Source organism: Streptomyces sp. Edi4 (genome assembly GCF_040253615.1).
Taxonomy (GTDB): domain Bacteria; phylum Actinomycetota; class Actinomycetes; order Streptomycetales; family Streptomycetaceae; genus Streptomyces.
In genome coordinates this window covers 2,324,170-2,339,867 of sequence record NZ_JBEJGY010000004.1, presented here as the reverse complement: position 1 = coordinate 2,339,867, position 15,698 = coordinate 2,324,170, and the positions used below count along the sequence as shown (strand labels likewise).

The 15,698-nt window shown below is 72.6% G+C and carries 15 protein-coding genes; 6 read left to right on the top strand and 9 right to left on the bottom strand.

Going from position 1 to position 15,698, the window contains the following annotated elements:
- Window positions 1-64: 64 nt before the first annotated feature.
- A complete protein-coding gene (locus tag ABR738_RS12600) occupies window positions 65-817 on the top strand; it encodes an ABC transporter permease (protein ID WP_350230064.1) in 753 nt (250 codons plus the stop codon).
- Between the two features lie 254 nt (window positions 818-1,071).
- A complete protein-coding gene (locus ABR738_RS12595) occupies window positions 1,072-1,653 on the top strand; it encodes a TMEM165/GDT1 family protein (RefSeq protein WP_350230063.1) in 582 nt (193 codons plus the stop codon).
- A gap of 158 nt (window positions 1,654-1,811) precedes the next feature.
- Here ABR738_RS12595 and ABR738_RS12590 read toward each other — a convergent pair whose 3' ends face one another.
- Both ABR738_RS12590 and ABR738_RS12585 read right to left on the bottom strand, forming a co-directional pair.
- Entirely contained in the window at window positions 1,812-2,486 is a 675-nt protein-coding gene (locus tag ABR738_RS12590) for an HAD-IA family hydrolase (RefSeq protein ID WP_350230062.1), read from the bottom strand.
- Window positions 2,487-2,696: 210 nt separating this feature from the next.
- A complete protein-coding gene (locus ABR738_RS12585) occupies window positions 2,697-3,545 on the bottom strand; it encodes a peptidoglycan-binding domain-containing protein (protein WP_350230061.1) in 849 nt (282 codons plus the stop codon).
- Between the two features lie 542 nt (window positions 3,546-4,087).
- Here ABR738_RS12585 and ABR738_RS12580 point away from each other — a divergent pair.
- A complete protein-coding gene (locus ABR738_RS12580) occupies window positions 4,088-6,148 on the top strand; it encodes an MDR family MFS transporter (RefSeq protein ID WP_350230060.1) in 2,061 nt (686 codons plus the stop codon).
- A gap of 23 nt (window positions 6,149-6,171) precedes the next feature.
- On the opposite strand, the gene ABR738_RS12575 is transcribed toward ABR738_RS12580, so the two are convergent.
- Both ABR738_RS12575 and ABR738_RS12570 read right to left on the bottom strand, forming a co-directional pair.
- Window positions 6,172-6,675, bottom strand: coding sequence for a GNAT family N-acetyltransferase (locus ABR738_RS12575; RefSeq protein ID WP_350230059.1), 504 nt, complete (start codon window positions 6,673-6,675; stop codon window positions 6,172-6,174).
- 107 nt (window positions 6,676-6,782) lie between these two features.
- Entirely contained in the window at window positions 6,783-7,115 is a 333-nt protein-coding gene (locus ABR738_RS12570) for an antibiotic biosynthesis monooxygenase family protein (RefSeq protein WP_350230058.1), read from the bottom strand.
- Between the two features lie 119 nt (window positions 7,116-7,234).
- On the opposite strand from ABR738_RS12570, the gene ABR738_RS12565 reads away from it, so the two are divergent.
- A complete protein-coding gene (locus tag ABR738_RS12565) occupies window positions 7,235-8,374 on the top strand; it encodes a serpin family protein (protein WP_350230057.1) in 1,140 nt (379 codons plus the stop codon).
- Here the strand turns inward: ABR738_RS12565 and ABR738_RS12560 are convergent.
- The 4 genes from ABR738_RS12560 to ABR738_RS12545 form a co-directional block, all read right to left on the bottom strand.
- Entirely contained in the window at window positions 8,331-9,428 is a 1,098-nt protein-coding gene (locus ABR738_RS12560) for a DUF2330 domain-containing protein (protein WP_350230056.1), read from the bottom strand. The two genes, ABR738_RS12565 and ABR738_RS12560, sit on opposite strands and share 44 nt — an antisense overlap.
- Before the next feature lie 122 nt (window positions 9,429-9,550).
- Complete coding sequence (locus tag ABR738_RS12555; RefSeq protein WP_350230055.1) at window positions 9,551-10,330, bottom strand: pyridoxamine 5'-phosphate oxidase family protein; 780 nt, start codon at window positions 10,328-10,330, stop codon at window positions 9,551-9,553.
- An 80-nt stretch (window positions 10,331-10,410) separates the two neighbouring features.
- Complete coding sequence (locus ABR738_RS12550; protein WP_502964076.1) at window positions 10,411-10,782, bottom strand: hypothetical protein; 372 nt, start codon at window positions 10,780-10,782, stop codon at window positions 10,411-10,413.
- Window positions 10,779-12,026, bottom strand: coding sequence for a cytochrome P450 (locus ABR738_RS12545; RefSeq protein WP_350230054.1), 1,248 nt, complete (start codon window positions 12,024-12,026; stop codon window positions 10,779-10,781). Before ABR738_RS12545 ends, ABR738_RS12550 begins: the two co-directional genes overlap by 4 nt.
- Before the next feature lie 261 nt (window positions 12,027-12,287).
- Between ABR738_RS12545 and ABR738_RS12540 the strand changes: the two genes are divergently transcribed.
- Together ABR738_RS12540 and ABR738_RS12535 are read left to right on the top strand one after the other, a co-directional pair.
- Window positions 12,288-13,460: a steroid 3-ketoacyl-CoA thiolase gene (locus ABR738_RS12540; protein ID WP_350230053.1), complete on the top strand. Its 1,173-nt coding sequence runs from the start codon at window positions 12,288-12,290 to the stop codon at window positions 13,458-13,460.
- A 541-nt stretch (window positions 13,461-14,001) separates the two neighbouring features.
- Window positions 14,002-15,213, top strand: a complete 1,212-nt coding sequence (locus ABR738_RS12535; protein ID WP_350230052.1) for an alpha/beta hydrolase — start codon at window positions 14,002-14,004, stop codon at window positions 15,211-15,213.
- Here the strand turns inward: ABR738_RS12535 and ABR738_RS12530 are convergent.
- On the bottom strand, window positions 15,210-15,632 hold the full coding sequence (locus ABR738_RS12530) for an aggregation-promoting factor C-terminal-like domain-containing protein (protein WP_350230051.1): 423 nt from the start codon (window positions 15,630-15,632) through the stop codon (window positions 15,210-15,212). The genes ABR738_RS12535 and ABR738_RS12530 overlap by 4 nt on opposite strands.
- Window positions 15,633-15,698: the final 66 nt, after the last annotated feature.

Below are 15,698 nucleotides of genomic sequence, written 5' to 3'. Positions count from 1 at the left end.
GGACACCGGCTCGAGTGGGAGGTCGCGGGGTGGGTTCGGGGGGTGGGGGTCGTACCGTGGGGGCGTGTTGTTGCCCGTGAATGTCACGCTCGGGGTCGTGCTCGCGGCCCTGCTTGTCGCCGCCGCGGGCGTCGCCGCCGCCGCGCGCCTCGGGCGGCACCGCGAGATCCTGGTCGCCGGGGTGCGGGCGGCCGTTCAGCTCGCCGTGGTCGCCCTCGCGATCCACTGGGTGGTCGGCTCCGTGCCGTTGCTGCTCGCCTTCCTGGCGCTGATGTTCGCGGTCGCGGCCCGCACCGCGGGACGCCGGATGACCGCCAACCGCACCTGGTGGTGGGCGGCCGCCCCCATCGCGGCCGGCGTGGTCCCGGTGGTCTCGGCACTGCTGCTCACCGGCCTCGTCCCCGTCAAGGGCATCGCGCTCATCCCCGTCACCGGCATCCTCATCGGCGGCGCGCTCACCGCGACCGTGCTCGGCGGGCGCCGCGCGCTGGACGAGCTGACCGCGCGGCGCGGCGAGGTGGAGGCCGCGATGGCGCTCGGGCTGCTCGACCGCGACGCGCGCCTGGAGATCGCCAGGCCCGCCGCGTCCGACGCGCTGCTGCCCGGCCTCGACCAGACCAGGACCGTGGGCCTGGTCACGCTGCCCGGCGCGTTCGTCGGCATGCTGCTCGGCGGCGCGTCCCCCGTGCAGGCGGGCGCGGTCCAGCTCTTCGTCCTGGTCGCGCTCATGGCCGTACAGGCGGTCGCCGTGTCGGTGGTGCTCGAACTGGTCGCGCGCGGCAGAGTGCACCGTGACGTCCGGGAACTCCGTCCCTGAGGGGCGCGCGCGGCATGCCGTACCCTTGAGGGCGCAGAAGGGGAGTAGCTCTTCGCCGGAACGTCGACATACTGCCGAATCCCTCAGGGGTCCTCGGCCGGCGCCCGGAGGCGTGTGCCCGTGAGGGACCCGCCAGCGAGACCTTCGGCCGCAGTGACCATGACCCATCATGGCGCCGCCGTGCCGAAGCGACCCCGGATTCAGCTCGGACTTGCTCTCGGTGCGGCGCGCCCGACCGACAGAGGAACCCTTCCGTGCTCAGCTTCACGATCATGGCGATCACCTTCGGCGTGATCTTCCTTGCCGAACTCCCCGACAAGACCGCGCTCGCGGGCCTGATGCTCGGCACCCGCTACAAGGCGTCGTACGTATTCGTCGGCGTCGCGGCCGCCTTCGCCGTCCACGTCGTCCTAGCCATCGCGGCGGGCAGCGTGCTCACCCTGCTGCCGCACCGGCTGCTCCAGGCGATCGTCGGGGTGCTCTTCCTCGCCGGCGCGGCGATGCTGCTCTTCAAGAAGGGCGACGACGACGAAGAGGTGAAGGCGCCGGCCGACCAGTCGTTCTGGAAGGTGTCGGGGGCGGGCTTCATGCTCATCCTGGTGGCCGAGTTCGGCGACCTGACCCAGATCATGACGGCCAACCTGGCTGCCCGCTACGACAACCCGCTCTCCGTGGGCATCGGCGCGGTGCTCGGCCTCTGGGCGGTCGCCGGGCTCGGCATCGTCGGCGGGCGGACCCTGATGAAGCACGTGCCGCTGCGCCTGATCACCAAGGTCGCGGCCTGCCTGATGCTGGCCCTGGCCGGGTTCAGCCTGTTCGAGGCGATCGCGGGCTGAGCCCGGGGGTCGGGCTCGGCCCACGCCCGGGCCGCCGGGCCCCGGCCCGGCTCCACCGATGGAAACGGCCCCCGTGGTAGGACGGGGGCCGTTTGCTCGTGGTGGCCGCAGCTCGTGGTGGCCGGCCGCGGCACGGGGCGGTCGTTGTCGCGTCCGGCTCAGCCGGTGATCTCCAGGCGCAGGCCGCCGTCCGCCTCGGTGGTGACGGTGAGGTGGGTGAGGTCGGGCACGTGGACGGTTGGCTCATGGGCGCCCGCGCGCGGGCCCACGCCCACCACGCGCATCCCCGCCGCCAGGCCCGCCGCGATCCCCGCCTCTGAGTCCTCGAAGACCACGCAGTCCGCCGGGGCGAAGCCCAGCGCGGCGGCGCCCTTGAGGAAGCCCTCCGGGTCCGGCTTGCTCGCGCCCACGGACTCGGCGGTGATCCGCACCTCGGGCATCGGCAGGCCGGCAGCGGTCATACGGGCCCGGGCGAGCGCCGCGTCGGCGGAGGTCACCAGGGCGTGCGGCGCCTTCGCGATCGCGGCCAGGAACGCGGGGGCGCCCGGGACCGGCACCACGCCGTCGGTGTCCGCCGTCTCCTCGGCGAGCATCACCTTGTTGTCGGCGTGGTTCTGCTCCATCGGCCGGTCCGGCAGGAGCAGCGCCATCGTGGCGTAGCCCTGGCGGCCGTGGACGACCTTGAGCGCGGCGTCGGGGTCGAGGCCCTGCCGCTCGGCCCAGCGGCGCCAGCAGCGCTCGACCACGGCGTCGGAGTTCACGATCGTGCCGTCCATGTCGAGCAGGAAGGCGCGGGCGGTCAGGACGGTGGGGGTCGTGGTGCTGGCCGGCATCGGCGGACTCCAAGTGCGCGGGAGCGGGTGGTGCGGGGGCGACGCGGTCGGCGGCGCGAAAACACAAAGGTGATCCCCGCCCGCCGGTCAGGGAGTACAGGCAGGGATCACTTTGTTCCTTCACGATACAAAACGAGTCGGGGGTTGTGCCACCCGCCCCCCTTCTGCCGGGCGAGAACGCGCGCCGGCGGGGGTTGCGGACCGGGGGGTCTACGGCTGGTCCGTCATCGACTCCAGGGCCTGTCGGGTCCGGGGCCCGTAGACGCCGGCGGGGTCGTCCGTGATGCCCAGGTACGACTGGAAGTCCCGCACCGCACGCTCGGTGCGCGAGCCGAAACCGCCGTCGGCGCTGCCGGTGTAGAGGCCCAACTGGGCCAATCGCTCCTGGAGTTCGAGCACCCCGGGCCCGCTGTCGCCCCTCCGCAGCGTCTGCCCCGGCGGGGGCGGCGCGAGCGGCTTGCCCTGCGGGGCGCGGGAGTCCGGCCCGGATGCGGAGGCCGACGGCGCGGGCGCGGACTTCGACGGACTCGGCGCGGCGGCCCCGGAGGCGGAGGCGGACGCGGAGGGGGACGGCGGGGCCGAGGCGGACGCGGAGGCGGACGAGGGCGCGGAATGGCTCGGGGCGGGTCTTCTGGTGTGCGTGGCGGTGGCCGAGGGCGTCGCGGAGTCGGTGCCGGCGCCGCTGTAGGGGACACCGGTGTCCACGGCGTCCGGCAACGCCTGCTTCGGTGTCGCGTCACTCGCGAACAGCGTGCTGGCGAACGCCGCCGCGGCGATGACGACGGCGGTGGCGACGCCGATGGTCAGCGCGGTGAGCCTGCGGCGCGGGGTGGTGGCCGGGCGGCCGGGGATACGGCGCGCGGGGTACGACCCCGGGTCCGCGCCGCCCTGCGGGGCGGGGCGACCCGGGCCGACCTCGTATGCGCCGCCCTGCGGGTCGGGGCGACCCGGGCTGACCTCGTACGCGCCGCCCTGCGGGTCGAGGCGACCGGGGCCGACCTCGTACGCGCCGCCCTGTGGGGCGACCCCACCCGGGCTGACCTCGTACGCACCGCTCACGTCCGGGCCGGTGCCATACGGGTCCCGACCCGGGCCGCCCACCCCCGGGCCGCCCACCCCCGGGCCAACGCCCTGCGAGCCGCCTTCACGTGGGGTGGCCCCGCCCGGGCCCGCGCCATCCCGGCAAACGCCCCCCGGATCGCCCCCCGGCGCGTTCGGCAGCGTCACGTACGGGCGGATGCGCAGCGGGTCGAAGTCCTCCGCCGCCGCGGCCTCGGCCGAGCGCTCGGCGTGTGGGATCCGGGCGGCGCGCTCGGCGCACGCGCAGCCGGGTCTTCCGTCCTCCCCGCGCTCCCCGCGCTCCCCGCGTTTTGCGCCGCACGCGGGACAGTCCTGTCCGGTCATCGTCGGTCCCCTCCCCTTGGACTGCGAGCGATTATGCCGGGCGCCCCGCGGGAACCCGGGGGTGCGTGGCCCGCCCCGGCAGGCCATTTCCGTACATTCCGATCAAGATGGTGTGTGCGAGTCGGAGCACACCACGGGACGCGGATCAGACGCAGACCCAATGGATCGGACGCAGACCAAACGGATGGGACGTGGCCATGGCTCAGGGAACCGCCTCCGCCACCGTCGCCCCCGGTACGGGGCACGAGCGGCGGGCCGTACTGGTCGCCATCGGCGCGCTGCTGCTCGGCATGCTGCTCGCCGCACTCGACCAGACCATCGTGTCGACCGCGCTGCCGACCATCGTCAGCGACCTCGGCGGGATGGAGCACCTGTCGTGGGTCGTGACCGCGTACATGCTGGCCTCCACCGCCGCCACTCCGCTGTGGGGCAAGCTCGGCGACCAGTACGGCCGCAAGAAGCTGTTCCAGGCGGCGATCGTCATCTTCCTCATCGGCTCCGCGCTGTGCGGCGTGGCGCAGAACATGGGGCAGCTGATCGGCTTCCGGGCGCTCCAGGGCCTGGGCGGCGGCGGTCTGATGGTGCTGTCGATGGCGATCGTCGGCGACCTCGTCTCGCCGCGTGAGCGTGGCAAGTACCAGGGCCTGTTCGGCGCGGTCTTCGGCGCGACCAGCGTCCTGGGCCCGCTGCTCGGCGGGTTCTTCACCGAACAGCTCAGCTGGCGCTGGGTGTTCTACATCAACCTGCCCATCGGCGTGGTCGCGCTCCTGGTCATCGCCGCCGTGCTGCACATCCCCGCGCGCGGCACCCGGCACACCATCGACTACCTGGGCACCTTCCTCATCGCCTCCGTCGCGACCTGCCTGGTCCTCGTCGCCTCGCTCGGCGGCACCACCTGGCCGTGGGCCTCGGCGCAGATCATCGGGCTCGCGGTGCTCGGCGTCGTGCTGCTCGTGGCGTTCGTCGCGGTGGAGCGGCGGGCCGTCGAGCCGGTCCTGCCGCTGAAGCTGTTCCGCATCCGCACGTTCACCCTGGTCGCCCTCATCAGCTTCATCGTGGGCTTCGCCATGTTCGGCGCGATGACCTACCTGCCGACGTTCCTCCAGGTCGTCCAGGGCATCTCGCCCACCATGTCCGGGGTGCACATGCTGCAGATGGTCCTCGGCATGCTGCTGACCTCCACGGCGTCCGGCCAGATCGTGTCGCGGACGGGGCGGTGGAAGGCGTTCCCCATCGCGGGCACGGCGATCACCACGGTCGGCCTGCTGCTCCTGCACCGGCTCACCGAGACGAGCTCCACCTGGGAGATGAGCGTCTACTTCTTCGTCTTCGGCGCGGGCCTGGGTCTCGTGATGCAGGTCCTGGTCCTGGTCGTGCAGAACGCGGTCGACTACGCGGACCTCGGCGTCGCGACCTCGGGCGCCACGTTCTTCCGCTCCATCGGCGCCTCGTTCGGGGTCGCCATCTTCGGCACGATCTTCACCAACCGGCTCACCGGCAAGCTCTCCGACGCGCTGGCCGGGCAGCGGCTTCCGCCCGGCACCGGCCCGGGCACGATCGCGGCCGACCCGCACACCATCGCCCGCATCCCCCCGGCGGCGCGCGGGCCCGTCCTGCACGCGTACTCCTCCTCCATCACGGACGTCTTCCTGTACGCGGCCCCGGTCGTCCTGCTCGCCTTCGTGACCGCGTGGTTCCTCAAGGAGGACAAGCTGCGGGGCGCGGTCACCGCGCCCGACACCAGCCAGACCCTTGCCTCCAACCCGGTGGAGCGGTCCTCCTACGACGAGTGCGCGCGGGCCCTTTCGGTGCTCGGCACCCGCGAGGGCCGCCGTGAGGTCTACGTGACGATCACCAAGAAGGCCGATCTCGATCTGCTTCCGGCGGCGAGCTGGCTGCTCCTGCGCATCCACAAGTACGGATCCGCCGAACCCGGGATGCTCGCCGAACGCAGCCCCGTGCCGCTGCATGTGATCACGGAGGCGGCGCGCCAGGTCGAGGAGCGCGGGCTCGCCCGGCGCGAGGGCATGCCGATGGTCCTGACGGACGAGGGCCGGCGGATCGCCATGCGGCTCTCGACGGCGCGCGAGGAGTCCCTGGCCGAGCTCCTTGGCGACTGGTGGGGCCCCCACCGTCCCACCGACCTGGTGAAGCTGGTGCGGGAACTCTGCTCGGAGCTCTCGGGCTCGGACGAGGAACAGCCGAACTCGCCCGCGGCGCGCCAGGACCTCAGGACGCGCGGGCGCGGCGAGGCGTAGGGGGGCCCGGGCCCGCCCGCCCGCTACAGCTCCTTGGCGAACCAGCGCTCACGGAAGGGCCCCTCGCCGTACGGGGCCACCTCGCGGTAGCCGTGTTTGGCGTACAGGCCTCGCGCCTCCACCAGATCGTGCCGGGTGTCGAGGGCGAGCCGGCGCGCACCCAGGCGGCGGGCCGCGTCCTCCAGGGCGTTCAGGAGAGCACCGCCGCCCCCGGTTCCGCGCGCGAAGGGGCGCACGTAGATCCGGGTGAGTTCGGCGGTCGCCGGGGACGTCCCGTCGATCACGGGGGCCGGCGAGCAGAGCAGCACACCCCCGCACGCGGCGGGCCGCCCCTCGTACCGTCCGACCACGAAGTCGCCGGTGGGCAGCGCCAGTTGGCCGGCGCCGTCGTCGGTGAGGCCCTGCTCGATCTCGGCCTCGGTGGCGGGCCGCCCGTACCACCGGCTCGCCACCTCGTCGTAGTAGTCGCGGCGCAGCAGGCTCGCGTCGGGGGTGTCGGGCCGCTCGGCGGTCATGATCCAGCTCATGGACGACTGCCTATCCCGAGGGCCCGGGCGCCGGCCACCGAATTTCGGCGGGCGGCCTGGCTCGGGCTACGGGCGGCCTGGCTCAGGATTTCTACGGGCGGCCCGGCTCAGGCCTTGGGAGCCGCCTGCTGGACGACCTCGAAGGACCACAGCGTGGACCCGGACGCCGCCGGCTTGGGCCGCTCGCCGCCCTCCCCCTGGCCGCCGTGCGCGCCCGCGCCCCGCATCGAGGTGGCCATCCAGTTCTGGAAGTCCTCCTCGCTGCGCCAGCGGGTGTAGACGAGGTACTGGTCGGTGCCCTCCATCGGGCGCAGCAGCTCGAACCACTCGAACCCGTCGGAGTTCTCCACCGACCCCGCACGCGAGGCGAACCGCTTCTCCAGCACCTCGCGCTGGTCGTCCGGCACGGTCAGTACGTTGATCTTTACGACGCTTGGCACGTGACACCTCTCGTCAGAAGGACGCCGGGTCGGCGCCTTCGCCTTGTCCATCGCGATCAGTGTGCTACACAGCTTTCTCGCGCGCGGCAAGGGGCGGCGCGGCGATACGGGAGGTCGCGTTGACAGGGGTCGAAGCCGAGGGATTCACCGGGCACGCCCACGCGATACGGGAACTGGCCGTCCGCTGGCTGCCGCAGCTCGGCGACGGGCACGGCGACGGGCACGGCGTTGGGCGCGAGGGTGTCGCCGGTGACTTCGTGAGTTCGCCGGCCGGGCTGTGGCTGGCGCTCGGCGCGGTCGCGGCCGGGGCGCGCGCCGAGACCGCCGACGAGCTGCGCGCGCTGCTCGGCGTGGCCGGGGACGAGGCCGCCGACGCGGTCACCGCGACCACCCGTGACCTGCGGGCCACCGACGCGCTCGCCGTGGCGACCCGCGCATGGGCCACCGCGCCGCTGTACCGCGCCTACCGCGACGCGCTCCCGGTCCTCGCCCTCGGCGGCGTCCCGGATCAGGCGCAGGCCGACACGTGGGTGCGGGAGGTGACCGGCGGACTCATCGCGAACCTGCCCGTCACGCTCGACCCGGGCACCGCGCTCACCATCGTCAACATCCTTGCCTTGAAGGCGCGTTGGGAGCATCCGTTCCGCGAGTGGGGCACGCGTCCGGAACCGTTCACCGATGCCCAGGGCGTCGAGCACGAGGTGGTGACCATGCACGGCGCCGTCGACCCGGCGGACGCGTGGCGGGCGCCGGGCGGCGTACGCGTCGTCGAACTGCGCACCGCGGGCGCCGCCGGTGCCAGGGTGCGGTTCCTGCTCGGCCCGCGCGGCGCCGGCCCCGGCGAGGTGCTGCCTGCCGCCTGGGCCGAGGAGCGCACCGCCATCCGCGCCGACGAGGTACGCCTGGCGCTGCCCCGGCTGACGCTGCGCACCCGCGTGAACGTGACGCGCCAACTGCCCGCCCTGGGCGTGGAGTTCGCGACGCACGAAGGGCTGGCCGACTTCTCCGGGATGTCACCGGAACCGCTGTATGTCGGTCAGGTGGTGCAGGAGGCCGTTCTCGCCGTCGCCGAGGAGGGCGTCGAGGCCGCCGCCGTGACGGTGGCGGCCATGGACTGGATGAGCGGCGACGAGGAGCCCGTCCGCGTCGAGACGATCGCCTTCGACCGTCCCTTCGCAATCGTGGTCCTCGACTCCTTCGGTGAGGTTCCCCTCTTCACCGCATGGCAGTCCGCCGTGCCCGTGTCCGACGCACCGTGAGCGCGCCCGCGCAGACGAGCATTACCAGGGCGGCCCCCACCGTCAGGAGCCAGGCGGGTACGCCGCCCACCGTCATCAACTGCTCCGTGTACCAGGCCCGTTGGAAGCCCGCGTCGCCGGGAGCCCGGCGGATGTCGTGGTCGGCGGTGATCTCGGCGGGCCGGGGAAAGAACTGGGTCAGGGCCGTCACGTACACCGAGGGCGCGTGGTCCGTCAGCTCGCCCAGCGCGCCGCCGGGTTCCGCGACCCGGCCCGCGAACAGCGTCCGGGGCTCCTCGCCCCCGATGGCCGACGCCGTCTCCATCCGGTGCGCGCCCAGCACGTACAGGTTCAGCGTCTGCGGATTCCTCGCGAGGCGCGAGAGCCGCATCGGGTAGACCGGGGTGTCACTGGCGAAGGTCAGACTCAGCGGATCGAGCGGGCCGCCAAGGGTCTGGCCGGCCTGATCGGGGGCGAGCCGGATCGCCACGTACTCCCACTTCCGGGCGACATAGGGCTTCAGCTCGGTGGCGAGGGCGGGCGGCAGCCGGAAGCCGTTGTCCGTCAGCCAGTTCCGCAGCGCGGTGGGATCGGACGCGGTGAGGCGGGCCACGTCGAACGGGCCGAGGCGCTGCCTGCCGACCACCTCCACGGGTGGCTTCGCCGCCGCACCCGGCGCGCCGTCACCCACGCCGCGGTCCTTGGCGAACGGCCAGTCGCCGTCCCCTGGCCAGAAGTGGGAGCGCGTGCGGTGCACGGGCGCGGCGATCTGCTCCAGCTCGTCGAAGAGGCGCCGGTCGCCCAGTTCCACCGTCGCCCGGCTCGGCACCGGCATGATCCACGCGGCGCGCGGCGCGTTGCCGTCGACCGTGAGGCGCATGACGATCTGCTCGCTGTGCCCGTCCCAGCGGACCGCCGATGTCTCCTGGCGCACGCTCAGCCGGCTCCCGTTCTGCGGCACCATCGCCCCGCAGCCGCAGGCGTACGCGGGCGCCACCAGCGAGCCCAGTTGCAGCGCCACCAGGGCGAGCGCCAACACAAGGGCCCGCCGCCACAGTCGTTCCGCGTGCCGCATGCCCATGTCCCCCGTGTGCTCGTCCCGGCAGCCGGCGGCCCGGACGGCCGGTCGCCGGGAGCTACGACGACGTCGCGGTGGTTTCGGTTCCGTTCAGGCGCGGGCCAGGGGTTCGCGGGGATTCAGCCGGTGGCGCTGCCTGCGGCCAGCATCGCGACATGGCGGGGGACGGGGATGTTCCCGGGCAGGGCGGGGTCCGGTTCGGGGGCGGCGAAGTGTGTCCTGAGCGGTATCACGCCGGCCCACAGGCCGAGTTCTCCGTCGGGCCCTTCCGCGTCGTCGGGCGGTCCCGACGCCACCTTGACCGACGCTTCGTCGAGCGAGAGGGCGAGCAGCGAAGTGGCCGCGATTTCCTTGGAGTTGGGGGAGCGGGCGTACTCCCACTGGCCCGGCGCGCAGTGCTCGGTGAGGACCTTGAGTCCGTGCAGCAGCTCGTCGCCGTCGGTGATGAGCCGGGGCACGGCGTAGATCATCGCGCTGCGGTAGTTGACCCCGTGCTCGAAGACCGACCGGGCGAGCACCAGCCCGTCGACGTGCGTGACGGTCACGCACACCGTGGCCCCCGGCGCCCGCACCACACTGCGGCTCGCGACCGAACCGTGCGTGAACAGCGTCCGGGTCGCGAAGTCCACGCCGTACACCGTCGGCACGACCATGGGGACGCCGTCCACGAGGACCCCGAGGTGGCAGACGAAGCCGGCCCGGAGGATCGCGTCGAGATCGGCCACCCGGGTACTGCCCTGCTCCCGCAGCCGCCGGTGCCGGGTCCGCTCGGTGACCGCGAGCCGCGCGCCGCCCGACTCCTTGCCACCCGGCTCGGCCCCGCCCGGCCGGGCCGGGGCGTCCGGCTCCGCCGGAGCTTGATGGGGGTGCGGGTACTGATCCGGTCGCTGTACGTCCATGTTCCTGCCGATTCCGTCGCGAGAGGGTGCCGAGGCAACTGTTTCAGTGGGGCGGCCGGCCGACAAGAGGTCGTCGCCCCTCACTCGCGGGCACGTTCGCGCAGGACCGCCGCGATGTACTCCTCAAGGCGTCGCCCGACGAGGTCGTCGGTGAGGTCGGCGCGGCCGAGGGCGCGCCAGGGCGCGGCGACCTTCTCGGCGTACGGGGCGAAGGTGAGGGCGTCGAGGACCCGCCAGTACAGACGGTCGTCCGGGTCGGGCGAGAGCCGGCCGCCCGCCGCCGTGTACCGGCCGGCGAAGCCGAGGCCGGCCGGGATGCCGTGCGGCAGCGCGAGGTTGGTCGAGCAGTGGGCCACGTCGAGATCGGCCGGACCCCAGGAGGTCTCGACCCAGTCGACCACGCCGCTCACGCGCGACTGGGGTTCGAGGGGGTGAGCGGCCAGGGTGGTCAACCGCGGGTGACTGGGAGGCCCTTGATGCCGTTCAGCCAGGCCGAGCGGAGGCGGCGGGGGGCGCCCGTGAGGCGGAGGTCGGGCAGGGTGTCCGCGATGGCGTTGAAGATCAGGTCGATTTCGAGGACCGCGAGGGACTTCCCCAGGCAGAAGTGCGGGCCTCCGCCGCCGAAGCCGAGGTGGGGGTTGGGGTCGCGGGTGATGTCGAAGCGCTCGGGGTCCTCGAAGACGTCGGGGTCGTTGTTGGCGGAGGAGTAGAAGAGGCCGACGCGGTCGCCCGCCTTGATCTGCTGGCCGGCAAGGTCGGTGTCCCGGGTCGCCGTGCGCTGGAAGGCGACGACCGGGGTCGCCCAGCGCACGATCTCCTCGGCGGCGGTGGCGGGGCGCCGGCGTTTGTAGAGTTCCCACTGGTCGGGGTGGGTCAAGAACGCGTGCATGCCGTGGCTGATCGCGTTGCGGGTCGTCTCGTTGCCGGCCACCGCGAGCAGGATGACGAAGAAGCCGAACTCGTCGGAGAGCAGGTTGCCCTCGCCCTCCGCCGCCACCAGCTGCGACACGATGTCCTTGGCCGGGCACTCCTTGCGGGCGGCGGCGAGGTTCATCGCATATGAGACCAGCTCCATCGCCGCCTCGGCGCCGATCTCCTCGGTGATGGCGTACTCGGGGTCGTCGTACGCCGCCATCTTGTTGGACCAGTCGAAGATCTTGGTCCGGTCCTCCTGGGGGACGCCGATGAGCTCGGCGATGGCCTGGAGGGGGAGCTCGACCGCGATGCGGGTGACGAAGTCGAAGGAGCCGTCGTTCTTGTCGGCCTCCAACAGCGCCGCGTCCACGATGGAGCGGGCGCGCTCGCGCAGGGCGCCCTCCAGGGAGCGGATCGCGCGCGGGGTGAAGCCGCGCTGGACGATCTGGCGGACCCGGGTGTGCTCGGGCGGGTCCATGTTCAGCATGATCAGTTTCTGGACGTCGATCTGCTCGCGGCTGATCGACTCGTTGAAGCGGATCACGGCCGTGTTGGTGGTGGAGGAGAACAGCTCCGGGTGCGTGGAGACGTACCGGACGTCGGCGTGCCGCGTCACCGCCCAGTAGCCGTCGTCCTGGAAGCCGGCGATGCCGGTCGGCTGGGCGCACCACCACACCGGCGCCGTCTGCCGCAGCTCGGCGAACTCCGGGTGGGGCACACGGGATTGGAGCAGGTCGGGGTCGGTGAAGTCGAACCCCTCGGGCAGGTGGGGGCAACGCATCGGCCGCTCCAGGTCTGACGGTCATGACTGACGATGACTGACGGTCCATCAGAAGGTGTCCGGAAAGGTAGTAACGGGCTCTACAACAAGCAAGGCTCGCGGCAGGATCTATTGCGCACCGAACTGCCCACCGGAGTCGTGCGCAACCCTTGCGTACCGGGGGTAGCTCTCATAAGACTGCACTCAGAACTAGAACGCGTATCAGTTCGTGGCCGTGCGGTGCCGGGACACCCAGCGGCTGTGTCAGGAGAGGACGAGCTCATGGCCGCGGAACCTGTCATCGTCGAAGCCGTACGCACGCCCATCGGCAAGCGCGGAGGCGCGCTCGCCAATCTGCACCCCGCCTACCTGCTCGGCGAGACCTACCGCGAACTCCTCGGTCGCACCGGCATCCACGCCGACTGCGTCGAGCAGATCGTCGGCGGTACGGTCACGCACGCCGGCGAGCAGTCCATGAACCCCGCGCGCACCGCCTGGCTCGCGGTGGGGCTGCCGTACGAGACCGCCGCGACCACCGTGGACTGCCAGTGCGGGTCCTCGCAGCAGGCCAGCCACATGGTCGCGAACATGATCGCGGCGGGAGTCATCGACGTCGGCATCAGCTGCGGGGTGGAGGCGATGTCGCGGGTGCCGCTCGGCTCCGGCTCCAAGCACGGGCCGGGCAAGCCCTGGCCCGACGAGTGGAACGTGGACCTGCCCAACCAGTTCGAGGCGGCGGAGCGGATCGCCCGCAAGCGGGGGCTGAGCCGGGAGCGGGTCGACGCGCTCGGGCTCCTGTCGCAGGAGCGGGCGGCGGCGGCGTGGGGCGAGGAGCGCTTCAAACGGGAGACGTATCCCGTGCAGGTGCCCACGACGGAGGAGGAGCAGGCGGCCGGGCAGGGCATGTGGCGGCTCGTGGACCGCGACGAGGGGCTGCGCGACACGTCCATGGAGGCGCTGGGGCGGCTCAAGCCGGTCATGCCTACGGCGGTGCACACCGCGGGCAACTCCTCGCAGATCTCCGACGGTTCGGCCGCGATCATGTGGGCGTCCAAGCGGATGGCCCGCGCGCTCAAGCTCAGGCCCCGGGCGCGGATCGTGGCGCAGGCGCTGGTCGGGGCGGATCCGCACTTCCATCTCGACGGGCCGATCGACGCGACGCGGGCAGTGCTGGGGAAGGCGGGGATGTCGTTGCGGGACATCGACCTCGTCGAGATCAACGAGGCCTTCGCTTCGGTGGTGTTGAGCTGGGCGCAGGTCTTCGAGCAGGACCTGGAGAAGGTGAACGTGAATGGGGGTGCGATCGCGCTGGGGCATCCCGTGGGGGCGACCGGGGCGCGGCTCATCGTGACCGCGCTGCACGAACTGGAGCGGCGGGACAAGGAGTTCGCGCTGGTCACCATGTGTGCGGGTGGGGCGTTGGCCACGGCCACGATCATCCAACGCCTGGGCTGAACCACGCGGGATGCCCCGCCCCCGCCAGGCCCCGTTCGCGCCGAACGCGCTCGTCCTCAATCGCCGGACGGGCTGACTATGCCGGTGCGGGCCAGCACGGACCCTGCCAGGGGCGCAGGGATGCGCGCGGGCCGGCACCAGCCCTGCCAGGGGCGCGGGGAACTGCGCGAGGAGCGACCACGGTCCGCAGCCGAGCTCCCTGGGGCTCCGCCCCAGACCCCGTTCGGCCTGAACGGCCTCGTCCTCAATCGCCGGACGGGCTGAAGTTGCCGGTGTGGGCCAGCACGGACCCCGCCCGCGGCGCGGGGAACTGCGCGCTCAGCCACGCACGGTCCGCAGCCGGGGCCCCTGGGGCTCCGCCCCAGACCCCGTTCGGCCTGAACGGCCTCATCCTGGGTATGCCTCAGCGTGGGCCCTGCCAGGGGCGCGGGGAACTGCGCGGACGGTGGGGGTAGCCCTACCTCGGGGTGGGTTTGGGGGAACCCGGGGGGCGGGGGGTTGTCGGATGGGGCTTCGGGGCGGGGCTGTTTACGGTCGGGGCATGAACAGCACACGCTTTCGCGCCGCCGCCGTAACCACCCTGCTCGCAGGGGCCGTTGGGGCATACGCCCCGGCCGCCCAGGCCCACCCGACCCCCCAGCGGGGCGACCTCCTGTCCGTGGAGGCCGTAGCCACCCGCACCCCCACCCAGGTCTCCGGCTTCCTCAGGGCGGCCGGCATCGAGGGCGCCGACGTCCGCCACGGCGTACGCGGATACCGGCTCACCTACCGCACCATCACCCCGCAGGGCACCCGCACCACCGCCACCGGCCTTCTCGTGCTGCCCGACGACGGGCGCCACACCCCGCTCGACCTCGTCGCCGACACCCACGGGACCATGGTCGACCGGGACTACGCGCCCTCCGCGAGCGAGGACGACGGACGGCTCTCGCCCTATCTGCACGCCGCGGCCGGCCGGGCCGTCGCCGCGCCGGACTACCTGGGCCTCGGCGAGGGGCCCGGCCGGCATCCGTACATGGACACCGCCTCCGCCGTGTCCGCCTCGCTCGACATGCTGCGCGCCACCCGCACCGCCGCGCGCGAGCTGGGGCGCCCGCTGACCGGGGACGTGTACGGGACGGGGTTCTCGCAGGGCGGCCAGGTCGCCATGGCGCTCGGCCGGGCGCTGAGCCAGGGTGACGACGCCCACTTCCGGCTGAAGGCACTCGCGCCGGTGTCCGGACCGTACGACATCGAGGGGCAGGAGATGCCCGCGCTCCTCGACGGACGGGTCAACGACACCAGCGGGGTGCTGTACATCGCGTACTGGCTCACCGCGCAGAACCGGCTGCACCCCTTCTACACCGACCCCGCCAAGGTCTTCCGCGCGCCGTACGCCGGTGTCGTCGGCGACCTCTTTGACAGCCGCCACACCACCGAGGAAGTGCTCGCGGCCCTGCCCGGCACGGTGAAGGACATGCTCACGCCGGAGTTCTACGCGAGCCTCACGCACCCCAGGGGCCCGCTGCTGGACGCCATGCGGGTCAACGGCCACAGCTGCGACTGGAAGCCCGACGTGCCGGTGCGGCTCTACACCGCGAGCGGCGACACCGACGTACCGATGGGCAACACGCTCAGCTGCGCGCGGCAGTTGGCCGCACACGGGAAGAAGGCCCCGGTGACCGACCAGGGAGCGGTCGGCCACGACGGGGCCTTCATGAAGTCGGCGCCGGCGATCGCGCGGCTCTTCGACTCCGTTGCCGGCAGGGCTTAGTACCAGCTGTTCTGCTGCCAGAAGTTCCACGCGCCACACGGGCTGCCGTAGCGCTCGTTCATGTAGTTCAGGCCCCACTTGATCTGGGTGGCCGGGTTGGACTTCCAGTCGGCACCGGCGGAGGCCATCTTCGAACCGGGCAGGGCCTGGACCAGACCGTAGGCGCCGGAGGAGGCGTTGGTGGCGGACGGGTTCCAGCCGGACTCGTGGTTCACGATCTTGCTGAAGCACTGGAACTGCCCGGCCGGCATCATCTTCTGCGCGATCGCCTGGGCGCTCGACGGTGCGGCCTGGGCCGGGACGGCGGCCATGGCGACACCGGCGGCGGCGAGCACAGTGGCGCCGGCGGCGGCGATGGACTTCTTACGAGCGGTGAAACGGGCGGCGAAAGACAACACGAAACCTAACTTCGGGGACATGGTCGTCGCGCTCAGCCGGACGTCTCGAGGACTTCGACGGCGGGGGAACCCGTAAGGAGTCGGCCC

Excerpts from the sequence above, each read along its gene's own strand:
- ABR738_RS12535 (WP_350230052.1), top strand. The coding sequence starts at position 14,002 with ATGAACAGCACACGCTTTCGCGCCGCCGCCGTAACCACCCTGCTCGCA.
- ABR738_RS12540 (WP_350230053.1), top strand. The coding sequence starts at position 12,288 with ATGGCCGCGGAACCTGTCATCGTCGAAGCCGTACGCACGCCCATCGGC.
- ABR738_RS12555 (WP_350230055.1), bottom strand. The coding sequence starts at position 10,330 with ATGGACGTACAGCGACCGGATCAGTACCCGCACCCCCATCAAGCTCCG.
- ABR738_RS12560 (WP_350230056.1), bottom strand. The coding sequence starts at position 9,428 with ATGCGGCACGCGGAACGACTGTGGCGGCGGGCCCTTGTGTTGGCGCTC.
- ABR738_RS12530 (WP_350230051.1), bottom strand. The coding sequence starts at position 15,632 with ATGTCCCCGAAGTTAGGTTTCGTGTTGTCTTTCGCCGCCCGTTTCACC.
- ABR738_RS12575 (WP_350230059.1), bottom strand. The coding sequence starts at position 6,675 with ATGAGCTGGATCATGACCGCCGAGCGGCCCGACACCCCCGACGCGAGC.
- ABR738_RS12580 (WP_350230060.1), top strand. The coding sequence starts at position 4,088 with ATGGCTCAGGGAACCGCCTCCGCCACCGTCGCCCCCGGTACGGGGCAC.
- ABR738_RS12590 (WP_350230062.1), bottom strand. The coding sequence starts at position 2,486 with ATGCCGGCCAGCACCACGACCCCCACCGTCCTGACCGCCCGCGCCTTC.
- ABR738_RS12545 (WP_350230054.1), bottom strand. The coding sequence starts at position 12,026 with ATGCGTTGCCCCCACCTGCCCGAGGGGTTCGACTTCACCGACCCCGAC.